The 11665-nt window shown below is 70.6% G+C and carries 9 protein-coding genes; 6 read left to right on the top strand and 3 right to left on the bottom strand.

The window, feature by feature from the left end:
• Nucleotide 1: 1 nt before the first annotated feature.
• Together ALI144C_RS35005 and ALI144C_RS35000 are read left to right on the top strand one after the other, a co-directional pair.
• Nucleotides 2–478 carry a low molecular weight protein-tyrosine-phosphatase gene (locus ALI144C_RS35005; RefSeq protein WP_193441246.1) on the top strand — a complete coding sequence of 159 codons (477 nt, stop codon included), beginning with the start codon at nucleotides 2–4 and terminating at the stop codon, nucleotides 476–478.
• On the top strand, nucleotides 459–1283 hold the full coding sequence (locus tag ALI144C_RS35000) for a fructosamine kinase family protein (RefSeq protein WP_076991451.1): 825 nt from the start codon (nucleotides 459–461) through the stop codon (nucleotides 1281–1283). Before ALI144C_RS35005 ends, ALI144C_RS35000 begins: the two co-directional genes overlap by 20 nt.
• On the opposite strand, the gene ALI144C_RS34995 is transcribed toward ALI144C_RS35000, so the two are convergent.
• Nucleotides 1264–1662 carry a RidA family protein gene (locus tag ALI144C_RS34995; RefSeq protein ID WP_076991450.1) on the bottom strand — a complete coding sequence of 133 codons (399 nt, stop codon included), beginning with the start codon at nucleotides 1660–1662 and terminating at the stop codon, nucleotides 1264–1266. The two genes, ALI144C_RS35000 and ALI144C_RS34995, sit on opposite strands and share 20 nt — an antisense overlap.
• A gap of 67 nt (nucleotides 1663–1729) precedes the next feature.
• On the opposite strand from ALI144C_RS34995, the gene ALI144C_RS34990 reads away from it, so the two are divergent.
• The gene (locus ALI144C_RS34990; RefSeq protein ID WP_076991577.1) at nucleotides 1730–2521 is read left to right on the top strand and encodes an SURF1 family cytochrome oxidase biogenesis protein; all 792 of its coding nucleotides are present in this window, start codon (nucleotides 1730–1732) and stop codon (nucleotides 2519–2521) included.
• Nucleotides 2522–2565: 44 nt separating this feature from the next.
• Here ALI144C_RS34990 and ALI144C_RS34985 read toward each other — a convergent pair whose 3' ends face one another.
• Nucleotides 2566–3429, bottom strand: a complete 864-nt coding sequence (locus ALI144C_RS34985; protein ID WP_076991449.1) for a TIGR04222 domain-containing membrane protein — start codon at nucleotides 3427–3429, stop codon at nucleotides 2566–2568.
• Between the two features lie 104 nt (nucleotides 3430–3533).
• Nucleotides 3534–4469 (bottom strand): cobalamin biosynthesis protein, encoded by a 936-nt coding sequence (locus ALI144C_RS34980; protein ID WP_076991448.1) that lies wholly within the window; start codon nucleotides 4467–4469, stop codon nucleotides 3534–3536.
• A 76-nt stretch (nucleotides 4470–4545) separates the two neighbouring features.
• Here ALI144C_RS34980 and ALI144C_RS34975 point away from each other — a divergent pair, with 76 nt between their 5' ends.
• From ALI144C_RS34975 to ALI144C_RS34965, 3 genes are read left to right on the top strand one after another with little or no spacing between them, the layout of a single operon-like run.
• Entirely contained in the window at nucleotides 4546–6099 is a 1554-nt protein-coding gene (locus ALI144C_RS34975; protein WP_076991447.1) for a DUF2397 domain-containing protein, read from the top strand.
• A complete protein-coding gene (locus ALI144C_RS34970; RefSeq protein ID WP_143231039.1) occupies nucleotides 6096–7331 on the top strand; it encodes a TIGR02678 family protein in 1236 nt (411 codons plus the stop codon). Before ALI144C_RS34975 ends, ALI144C_RS34970 begins: the two co-directional genes overlap by 4 nt.
• Nucleotides 7328–11380 (top strand): TIGR02680 family protein, encoded by a 4053-nt coding sequence (locus tag ALI144C_RS34965; protein ID WP_076991446.1) that lies wholly within the window; start codon nucleotides 7328–7330, stop codon nucleotides 11378–11380. Before ALI144C_RS34970 ends, ALI144C_RS34965 begins: the two co-directional genes overlap by 4 nt.
• The last annotated feature ends 285 nt before the right edge of the window (nucleotides 11381–11665 follow it).

Here is an 11665-nt window from a genome sequence, read left to right as displayed (position 1 = left end):
AATGTTGTCCGTCGTGCACCTGTCCTTTGTCTGCACCGGCAACATCTGCCGGTCACCGATGGCCGCGATCGTCGTCCGTGAACACCTGCGCCGCGAAGGGCTCGACGGGGTCGAGGTCACCAGCGCGGGCACCGGCAGCTGGCACGTCGGTGACGCGGCGGACCCGAGGACGCAGAAGGTCCTGCTCGACCACGGCTACCCGACCGCACACGTCGCGGCTCAGGTGGGCGCCAGGCACCTGGACGCCGACCTGCTGCTGGCGATGGACTCGGGACACGCCGACGACCTGCGCCGGATGGCCGACGACCCGTCGCGGATCCGGCTGTTCCGCTCGTTCGACCCGGCCGCGACCGGCGACCTGGACGTCCCCGACCCGTACTACGGCGGCAACGACGGCTTCGTGATCGTTCTCGGAATGGTCGAGGCGGCCACACCCGGCCTGGTCGAATGGGTCAAGGGTGAGCTCGGCCGCGCTTGAGGCGGCGACCGAGCTGACCGGCGTCGAGGCCACGGCGGCGCACCGGCTCGGCGGCTCGGTGTACGAGGTCGAACTCGCCGACGGCGACCTCGTCGTGGCCAAACGGCACTCCCAGGTCTCGGCGGTCCTGGCCGAGGCCAAGTCGCTGGAGTGGCTCGCCGAACCGGGCGTCGTGCCCGTGCCCGCGGTACGCGCGCACAGCGAACACTGGCTGATCATCGAGCAGGTGGAGCCCGGTCAGCCCGTCGGCGCGGAGGAGTTCGGGCGTGGCCTCGCGCGGCTGCACCTGGCCGGTGCGCCCGCTTTCGGCGCCGCGCCACCAGACGGTCCCGCGGACGCGTGGATCGGCCTCGCGCCGATGTTCAACCAGCCGGTGCCGTCGTGGCCGGAGTTCTACGCCGCGCAACGGATCGAGCCGTACGTGCGACGCACCACGCTGCCATGGGCGCCGTTCGAGGCCGTGTGCTCCCGGCTCGCCGACCTGGTGCCCGAGGAGCCGCCCGCGCGACTGCACGGCGACCTCTGGTCCGGCAACGTGCACTGGGCGACGGACGGCCGGGCCTGGCTGATCGACCCGGCCGCGCACGGCGGGCACCGCGAGACCGACCTGGCCATGCTGCAGCTGTTCGGCTGCCCGATGCTGGACCGGGTGCTCGGCGCGTACCAGGAGGTCTATCCCCTGGCGTCTGGCTGGCAGTCCCGCGTTCCGCTGCACCAGATGTTCCCGCTGCTCGTGCACACGGTGTTGTTCGGCGGTGGTTACGCCGGCCAGGCGCTGTCGGCGGCTAGGGCAGCGCTGCGGTGAGGTCGACTTCGATCAGCTGCCCGGCGAAGCCGAGCTGGGCGACGCCGAGCAGCGTGCTGGCTGTGGTGAAGGCCTCGGCGATGACGGACTCGTTGAGCTTCGCCCAGGCGTCGCCAAGGGAGACACCGCCGGTGCTGACGACGTAGATGTGCGTGCGGACGACATCGCTTGGTTTGGCGCCCACGGCGGCCAGCGCGGTGAGCGCGTTGGCCGCGACGGCCTCGATCTGGGCGTGCAGGCCGCCCTCGACGACGTTTCCTTCCTTGTCGAGCGGGCACTGACCGGCCAGGTAGGCGGTACGGCCGGTCTCGGCGATGGTGATGTGGTGGTAGCCGGGTGTCTGGTGCAACTCGGGCGGATTGATCCGCGTGATCCCCATGCGTGGATCATCGCCGCAAAACCGGTCGGGTTCGAGCGAGTTTCACCCGGCCGGTTACGGTGGGGTGGTGCGACTGCGGAACCTGCTCCAGCCCGGGTGGCTGGGACTCACGGCGTTGGTGATCGTCTTCGCCGCGGCGTGTTTCGCGCTGCTCGCGCCGTGGCAGTTCCACCGGCACGAGGCCCGCAAGACCCAGAACGACGAGATCACGGCCTCCCGGACCGCGCCGCCGGAGCCCTGGCGGCCGGGCATCAAGGAGTGGCGCCTGGTCACCGCCACCGGCGAGTTCCTCCCGCAGCACGAGGTCATCGCGCGGCTGCGGACCGTGCAGGGTGAGCCCGCGTACGAGGTGACGGTCCCGTTCCGGCTGACCGACGGCAGGATCGTGCTGGTCGACCGTGGTTTCCTGCGCCCGGAGCAGTCGCGGGTGCCGAGCTACGCGGCACCGCCTGCCGGTCAGGTCCAGCTGCTGGGACGACAACGCGCCGACGAGACGGACTCGGAGAACCGGGACGCGTTCACCGACGAGAGCGGCAAGCGCCAGGCGTGGAAGGTCGACTCGCGGATGGTCGCCCGCTCCACCGGCGTGACGATCGAGCCGGGCTACCTCCAGCTGGAGCTCAGGACACCCGGTGTACTCGGCCCGCTGCCGCTGCCCGAGCTCGACGCGGGCCCGTACTTCTCCTACGCGCTGCAGTGGATCGCGTTCGGCGCGATGGCCATCCTGGGCTGGCTGTACTTCACGTGGCGTGAGTTGCTGCCCGGCGGCACCTTGTCCACCGAGCGCCCGCGCAGGCGGTCCGTGGCGGAGATGGTCGCCGAAGAGGAAGCCTCCGAACGTGCCCTCAACCCCTCGTGAGTGGTCAACCGGGCTCTAACCCGTCCAACCGCTCACGAGGTTTTTCAGCCGCCGCAACTGCTTCCGCCGCCGCTGCTGCATGACGAGGACGAGCTGCAGCTGCTGCTCGATGAGGACGAGTCCGAGGAGGACGAGCCACCGCCACCCGTCCACCGGTACGGGTCCGACGTGGCCAGTGCCACTGAGACCGTCTCGTCGGGGAAGGCCGCCAGTCCGCCCAACGCGACCATCCCGGCCACGCCGGTCAGCGCGACCACGGGCAGCCGCAGGCTCGCGTCCGTCCGGTGGCTGCGCAGGTCGCGCTGGAACTTCGTGCCTGCCTGGGTCTCGCTGTGCTTGCCGACCTGCCACCACCGGAACAGCAGGATCACGGTGGTGCCGAGCAGGAAGATGAAGAGCATCTCGACCGGGCGGTTGAGGTTGACGCCGTTGACGAACCGCGCGATGCCGATGCCGAAGACCACCAGCACCGGCAGGTGCACCACGGAGATCTGGGTGAACGAGTCCGGCTTGAGCAGGCCACGGGACTGCAGCGAGGCGCGGACCGCCTTGATCGAGCTGTGCCTGCGCAGCTTGGCCTTGACTGTGCGGGCGTGCTCGGGTCCCCGGCGGAGCAGGTCGACGATCGCCCGTTCGAGCTCGGTGCGGCCGGGGGTTCCGGTCGCCGACAGGATCCCGGAGCGCTGGGCGCGCACGGCGCCGGTCTGCAGCAGCTGCGCGAGCGCCACGTCGACCACCCGGACGGGACCGCCGCGCATGAAGGCGACTTCCTCGACACCCATCGGCTCGGCAGGCGGGCCGGAGCGCCAGATCGCCTTGCGCAGCATCCACCCGAGCGTGAACGCGACCACCACTCCCCCGGCGTACAGCCAGAGGAAAAGCGGCCCTGAGATGCCCCACGGCTCCATCTGCCCTCCCCGATCGCCGGTCATCGTAGACGGCCGCGCCGGGGATTCGGCGCGCTTCGGCCGAGTTGCCCACTCAGGACAGTGACCTCGCCCGAAGGGGCTGGTCAGCGCCTGCTGAACACGGCGGCGACGGCCGCGGCCGCACTGGCCATGGCACCGACCACACGGGAAAGTTCGACCGCACGCGTGACGTGTCCGGCGTCGGGGCTACGGCCTGTTCCGAGGACCGGTCGTTCCTCCACGCCGTACGAGTACACGGTTCGCCCGCCCAGGCGAATCTCCAGCGCCCCGGCGAACGCCGCTTCGACCCGGCCCGCGTTCGGGCTCGGGTGGGCGGTCGCGTCCCGCTGCCACGCGTGCCACGCGCCTTGCGCCGAGCCGCCGACGACCGGGGCACCCGCCACGGTCAGCGCCGCCGCCGCGCGGGCTGGCAGCAGGTTCACCACGTCGTCCAGCCGCGCGGAGGCCCAGCCGAAGTTGCGGTAGCGCGGCGAGCGATGGCCGACCATGGCGTCCATGGTGTTCACCGCTCGGTATCCGAGCAGTCCCGGCACGCCGAACACCGCACCCCAGAACAGCGGCGCGACGACGGCGTCTGATGTGTTCTCCGCCACGGATTCGACGGTGGCCCGGGCCAGCGCGGTCGCGTCGAGGGCCTGCGGGTCACGGCCGCAGAGGTTGGGCAAACGCTTGCGTGCCGCGTCGACGTCGCCGGAGTCCAGCTCACGGCCCATCGACGTGCCTTCGGTGGCCAGCGACTTCCCGCCGAGGGCGATCCAGGTGGCCGTCGCGGTGGTCACCACGCGCAGCAGCGGGTGACGGCGCCCGAGTCGTTCCGCGGCGACGCCGACAGCGACGGCCGAACCGGCGAGCACACCCGTGTACACCACTCCGGGCAGCTTGCCGTCCTGGTAGACGATTTTCTCCAGACGTTGTGCCACAGCACCGAACGCGGCCACCGGATGACGTTTGCGCGGATCCCCGAAAACACCGTCCGCGACCACTCCCAGCAGCAGCCCGACTGCTCTACCCGCGGTCACCTGTCCTCCAAGCCCCAGCCCAGTCAGGCCACCGTAGCGCCGCCTTGATCAGGGACAGAAGCTAGGGTGGCGTGCCGTGAACTCCGAGCAGCAGGATCGTGCGGCCGAAGCCCCCGCGCGCTCGAACACCGACCGGCTCGGGCTGTACGCCTACCTGCAGGCCAGGGAGCACAAAGCCACCTACCTGGCGATCATGCGGCTGTTCACCGCGACCCTGCTCGCCGATCTTTCCGCTGGTGACGTGGCCGCCGCCCTGGCACCGGCCGAGCGCGACGGCACGGTCGAGCGCGGCGAGTCGCGCATCGAGAACGTGATCACCCGGCTCAAGCAGCTCGTCGAGTGGGGCAACCTGGTGCAGGGCCGCCGCGAGGTGGTCGCCGCCAGCATCGCCGAGTTCCAGCACGGCAGCGTCCGCTACCAGGTCAGCAAGCTGGCCGTGCGCGTCCAGCGCGACGTGGACGAGCTGCTGCGCGTCCCCGAAGGTGCCCGTGAGGTCTCCCGCGAGCTGCTGCCCGCGATCGAGCGCGGACTGAGCCAGCTCGGCAAGACCCTGTCGAACGCGGTCAGCCAGGAGCAGCGCGACGCCGAGTCCGCCGCCGCCCAGCGGTCCCGCGAACTGCTGTCCGAGCAGGTCACGACGTTGTTCCTGCAGCACGCCGAACTCGCCGCCACGGTCCGTGACTTCTACGCCTACCTCGGCCAGGTCGTCACGCGCCACCACCTGGCCGCGGACGAGATCTCCGGGTTCCGCAACCTGCTGGTCGAGTACATCCAGAAGGTCGTCGAGGACGTGCTGCGGCAGACCCCGGCGATCGCCGAGCACCTGACCGGCCGGTTCGCCGCCGCCCGCCCGGAGCTGCTGCGGCTGCTCGACACGAGCGAAGGTCTCGGGCCCGAGGTGGAGCGCGCGCGAGGGCGCAGCGCGGCGGACTGGCAGGAGCTCACGGACTGGTTCGTGGACCGGTCGGGCCGCCCGTCGCAGGTCACGGTGTTGCGCGAGGCGACAGCACGCGCGATCGGGTCGTTGCTGGCGAGCGTGAAGCGCGCGACGGCGGGCGGCGGGTTGCTGCCGGGCCGCCGGGCGGAGTTGCTCAAACTGGCGAAGTGGTTCGACGACAGCACGGCGGCGGAGGCCGCGCGGATGTACGCGGCGGCGTTCGGGATGTACTCGGCCCGGCACGTCCTGCCCGCACCGGAACACGACTCGGACGACGAACGCACGCCGTGGAGCGACGGCCCCGTGTGCGATGTCACGGTCAGCGTGCGCAGCCGCAGCGACCGGGGCGCCCGTGGTCGCACGTCACGGATCATGGACGACCCCATCACCGAGCAGTCGCTGCTGGCCGACGCCCGGCGCGCGGACGAGATCAGGGCCGCTGACGTGGCCGAACTCGTCGCGGCGGCGCCGAAGCTGGACCAAGTGACGCTGTCGCAGGGCGCGCTCGGCGTGCTGTGCGAACTGCTGACCATGGCGATGGCCCAGCGCGACAGCGCGCAGGACTCCGGTGCGGCCGAGGACCAGGTCCGTGGCCTGAGCGTGCGGATCGAGTACGCCGAAGGCGAGACCGCGACCGTCCGCACGGCCGGTGGAACGTTGACACTGCGGGATTCCCGGCTGGTGGTGGGATGAGGATCAGCGCGGCCGACCCGCTCGACGGACTGGCGGACATCGACGCGGCGAACGTGGTGCGCTGCGCGCGTACCCTCCTGCGCCGCCCGTTGCTGCGGCTCGGCGGTCCGGACGGCGAACTGCTTCCCTTGGTGTACCGGCATCGCGTGGTGCTCGGTGAGATGTTCACCGCGCTGCTGGGGTACCGGCTCGTGGTCGAGCGCAAGTTCGCACGGCTCTACAAAGCCGGTCCTGGCGCGGACTCCACGCGCGGGGTGCAGGAGCTGTCGCCGCGCGGGTACGCGTACGTGGCTTTGACGATGGCCGCGCTGACCGGGACCGGGCGGCAGGTTCTCCTGTCCCGCCTGGTGTCCGACGTCCGCGCGGCGGCCGTCGAGGCAGGTATGCAGGTCGTCGACACGATCGCGGACCGCCGTGCGCTGACCGCCGCGCTGCGCCACCTGGTGTCGTTGGGCGTGCTCACCGAGACCGAGGGCACGGTCGGCTCGGCCAGCCAGGACGCCCCGGCCGAGGCGTTGATCACCATCGAGACCGACCTGCTCGGCCAGTTGCTCGCCGGGCCGGTCGCGGACGCGCAGGACGCCGGGCACCTGGTCGCGCTGGCCGCGCGGACCGCACCCCGACGGGTGGACTTCCAGGTGCGCCGCAAGCTCGTCGAGACTCCCGTGGTGCTGTACGCCGAACTGGCCGAGGACGAGCGGGAATGGCTGTTGCGCAACCAGAGGCGCGAATCGTACCTGCTTGAGCGGTGCTTCGGGCTGTTCACCGAGACGCGGCTGGAAGGCATCCTCGCGGCCGATCCGGAGGAGTACCTGTCCGACGTGATGTTCCCGGGTACCAGTACAGTCGCACGAATCGGATTGCTCGCGCTGCCCGACCTGCTCGGCGGAAACCCCGGCGAGGAACCGGAAACGTCCGAAGTGGACAGCTCTGGTCGTCGCCCGGTCACCGCGGAGAAGGTTCGCGAGGTGTGCGAACGGCTCGTGGCCGACTACCCGGCGGCCTGGTCGCGCCAGGCAGCGGAGGACATCGACGGGATCGTCACGGAGGTGCTGGCGCTGTTGGTCCACATGGGACTCGCAGTGGCCGACGGCGAGCGGTGGTGGCTGTCACCGGCCGCGGCCCGGTGGTGGCCGGAACCCGACGGCGACCCCGAGCGCGAGATCGCCGAGCCGCCGCCGGAGCCGGAGGTGCCGGGGTGGTCACTGTTCGACGAGGAGGGCGGCGCATGACGGATCGCTGGCGGTTGCACCGGGGCGGGATCGTCAACGTCTGGCAGTACGCCGAGCAGACCTTCGACTTCTCCGGCGGGCGCGCGATCTTCCAGGGCACCAACGGGTCGGGCAAGTCGCGCACGCTCGAGCTGCTGCTGCCGCTGTGCCTGGACGGTGACCTGCGGCAACTGGGCTCGAAGGGCTTCGACACGGTCAGCATCCGCAGGCTGATGCTCGACGACTACGACGGCGGCCCGAACCGGATCGGTTACGCGTGGGTCGAGCTCAAGCGCGAAGGGCACACGCTGACCTGCGGTCTCGGCGTGAAGGCGTCCAAGACCTCGCAGCAGATCTCCGACTCGTGGCGGTTCATCACCCCGCAGCGCGTCGGCATCGACTTCCAGCTCGCCGGTCCGGACCGCGTGCCGCTCGGCTCCGCGCAGTTGCGCGAAGTCCTTGGCGCGGACTGCGTTCTGGAGGAAGCGGCGTTCCGCGCCAAGATCGCCGAGACGGTGTACGGCGTGCCCGCGGTGCGTTACGGCGACCTGCTGCACCTGCAGCGGACCCTGCGCAACCCGGACGTCGGCCTGAAGGTGCTGGAAGGCCAGCTCGAGCAGATCCTGTCGGACGCGCTGCCGCCGTTGGACGCGGCCATGATCGAGCAGCTGGCCACCTCGTTCGACGACCTGGAGTCGATCAGGGAGAACATCACCCGGCTCGGTACCGCGGACAAGGCGCTGCGGACGTTCCTCAAGACGTACTCCGACTACGCCCTCGCCGGGCTGCGCACCGCCGTGGACAAGCTGAAATCCAGCGAGGACACCGTCAGGAAGCTCGGTTCGCAGACCAAGAAGCTCACTGCCGAACTGGAGAAGGCCCGCGGCGAACGCGCCGAGGCCGAGCGGTCCGAGCAGGACCTGGAAGGCGGCGAGCAGCAGGCCGAGGAGACGATCGGCGCGCTCAAGGAGCTGCCCGCGTTCCGTGACCTGCAGGACCTGCAGAGCCGCGAGAAGCTCGTGGCCGCGTCGCGTTCGGCCGCGTCGGCGGCGTTGGACGTGGCCAACAAGCAGCGCCTGGCCGAGGACTCGGCGGTCGACGGCGTCGTGCGGTTGCTGCGGCGGTTGGCCCAGGACCTCGACTCCGCCGGGGAGTTCGGCGAGTCGCTGCGGGTGGCGCTGCAGTCGGCCGGTCTGGACACCACGCTGGCGCCGACGATGCCCCGGATGACCGAGGGCGAGAGCGAGACCATCACCGAGCGGGTCCGTGCCAAACCGGATCCCGAGGCCGAGCCGCTGCCGATCGAGCGCAAGGTCCCGCCGCCCGTCACCGGGGACGAGCTGCTCGCGTCGTTGACGCAAGCAGCCGAACGCGCCGGTCGCGCGGCGAAGGAAGCCAGGCAGCGCAGTGCTTTGACGCTCGCCCTGCACCAGCAGGCGGTCGAGCAGGAGAAGCAGGAACAGCGCGTGGAGACGCTGCGCTCGTCGGCTCGTGCCGCCCAGTTGGAGGCGACCGAGGCGGCCGGGCGGCGCAACCAGGCCAACCAGGAGCTGGTCACCGAGTCGGATGTGTGGCTCGAGCAGGTCCGCTCCTGGTGCGCCGCGGGCCCGTTGACGTCCGCGACGCCGGAACGCCCGTTGCAGCTGCCGTCCGTCGAGGACTTGTCGACCAACCCTGGCCAGGCCCGCGAACTCGGCACGGCCGCGCGCCAGTGGACCGCACCGCTGGTGCAGGTAGCTCGGGACGTGGCGCACACCGCCTCACAGCGCAGGACCGAGACGCGTGAAGCGATCGACGAACGGGACACCGAGCTGGCCGCTCTGCGTGCGGGCAAGGAGCGTTCGCCCTCGTCGCCGGTCGAGCGCGAGTCCGTCGGCGCGGCTTTCTACCAGTTGGTGGACTTCGGCGCCGACGTGTCCGACGCCGACCGCGCGGGTCTGGAAGCCGCTCTGGAGGCCAGCCGCCTGCTCAACGCGTGGGTGACGCCTGAGGGTTCGGTGCCTGATCTCGACGACGTGCTGGCCTCGCCGGGTACTGTCGTCGACGGCCCGTCGCTCGCCGATGTGCTTGTGGCCGTGGAGGTTCCGGACAGCCCGGTACCCGCCGACCGAGTTCGGTCGCTGCTGCGCGGCGTCGGCCTCGGCGAGTCGTCCGCGAGCATGACGCTGTCGGTCGACGGCCGCTGGCGTGCCGGAACGCTGCACGGCCGCGGCTGGAAACCCGCGGCCGAGTTCGTCGGCGCGGGTGCCCGTGCGGCGGGCCGCCAGCGCCGGATCTCCGAGCTGGAAGAGGAACTGGCCACGCTGCGCACGGAACTGGCGGCGGCGGAGGAACAGCAGCGCTCGGCGAACGACGTCGTCGCCGAATGGGAACGGCACCTGGAGAAGTTCCCCGGCGACGAGGAACTGATCGCCAAGCACACCCGGATGCGCACGGAACAAGAGGCGACCGAGCGCGCCAACAAGCACGCCCAGCAGCTGCGCGAAGAGCACGACCAGATGCAGAACCGTTGGCAGGCAACGACTGCGGACCTGCTGCGACAGGCGGGAGACGCAGGTCTGTCGCCGCGTTCGGAAGACCTCCGCCAGGCGCAGCAGGCCGCGGCGGAAGCGTTGGGCGCGGCCGAGCGGCTCGCCGAGGCGTTGCGCCAGCGTTGCCGTGGCACGGTGGAAGACCTGGTCGACGCCTCGCACCGGTACCACACGGCGGTCGCCGACCGGACCACCGCGGAGTCCGAAGCGGACCAGCGCTGCGCCGAATACGCCGCGCAGGCGGGCACGTTGTCCGAGCTCACCGGCTCGATCGGCGGCGAGGCCAAGGAGATCGCGGCGCGGATCGCGGAGCTGGAGAAGTCCCGCAAGCAGATGCGCGTGGAACTGAAGGACATCCGCGAGAAGATCACCGCGTTGCGCGAGCAGGCGGCGAAGCTGGACGCGCAACTGGAAAGCGCGACCGAGCAGCTGGCCACGTCCGAGGAGATCCAGGCCGGGGCCTACCGCCAGTTCTCGGCGGTCGCCGAGGCGCCCGGTGTGCTGCCCGCGGCCCTGCCCTACCTGGAGGAAACGGACCTGGCGGCGGTGCGCGCCGCGGTCGTCGAAGCCTCGGACCGCAAGTCCGCCGGTGAGACGGCGGTGATCACCAAACTGCAGGACCTGCAGACGGCGTTGGCGGGTGGCTACGACATCGCGGCCGAGGAACACGCCGGTCTGCTGACGGTGTCGGTGGCGGGCGAGGAAGGCGGCCGGCCGGTCGCGCAGGCGGCCAAGCAGGTCTCGTCGAAGCTCGGTGAGCAGCGCGGCTTCCTGGACGAGCAGTACCAGCGGATCTTCGCGGACTACCTGATCAGGGACCTGGCGGAGTGGCTGCGCGGGCAGATCACGGTGGCCGAGGACCTGGCCCGCCGGATGAACGACGTGCTGGGGCAGGCGAAATCGTCCCAGGGCGTGCACGTCCAACTGGAGTGGAAGCCGTCGGCGGCGTTGGACGACGAAACACGCCAGGCCTTGTCGCTCGTCCGAATGCCCTACGGCGAACGCACATCGGCACAGGACGCGACGCTGCGCCGGGTCTTCACCGAACGCATCGAGGCGGAACGGGACACGCATTCCAGCGGCTACGCGGAAATCCTGTCCCGTGCCCTGGATTACCGCTCGTGGCACGCGTTCACCGTGCGCGTCGCCGACACAGGCCCGGACGGCGGGCAACGAGTCCGGCGGCTGCGGCAGTTGTCCTCCGGTGAGACAAGGCTCGTCTCCTATGTGACGCTTTTCGCCGCGGCGGCCGCGTTCTACGACGCGGTGAGCAGCGCGTCGGAGGATTTCAGCCCGCTGCGACTCGTGTTGCTGGACGAGGCGTTCGAACGGCTCGACGACCCGACGATCGCCCGGATGCTCGGCCTGCTGGTCGATCTGGACATGGACTGGGTCATCACGTGGCCGAGCGGCTGGGGCGTCTCGGACAAGATCCCGCGCATGCACATCTACGACGTCCTCCGGCCGCGCAACGGCCGTGGTGTCGCGTGCACGCAGACAACGTGGGACGGCGCGGCGATGGACCGCATCGATCCCTAGGACGGCTTCTTGTCGAGGAATGCTCGCCGGTTGCCCTGACCGGCAGCATTCCTGCCGTCATTTACCGCAACCGTTGCTCCGATTCCCGCAACGGCAGTAGGCTTTTTGCCACGCGACCCGCGACAGAACAGCGAGCGCAGAACTGGCGCGGTGGCACGAATTCGCCTCATGAGTTGGCCCTTCCCATTCATGCCGTCGCGTCGCCACGAGCGATCTCACCGCCGTGATCGCTCGGACGCCGACTCGAACTTCCGCGCGGTCGGATTCACCGTCGCCGCCGACCAG

This window comes from Actinosynnema sp. ALI-1.44, assembly GCF_001984155.1.
GTDB lineage: Bacteria > Actinomycetota > Actinomycetes > Mycobacteriales > Pseudonocardiaceae > Kibdelosporangium.
Note: the sequence above shows the minus strand (reverse complement) of the source record. Positions and strands in the feature narration are given on the sequence as shown.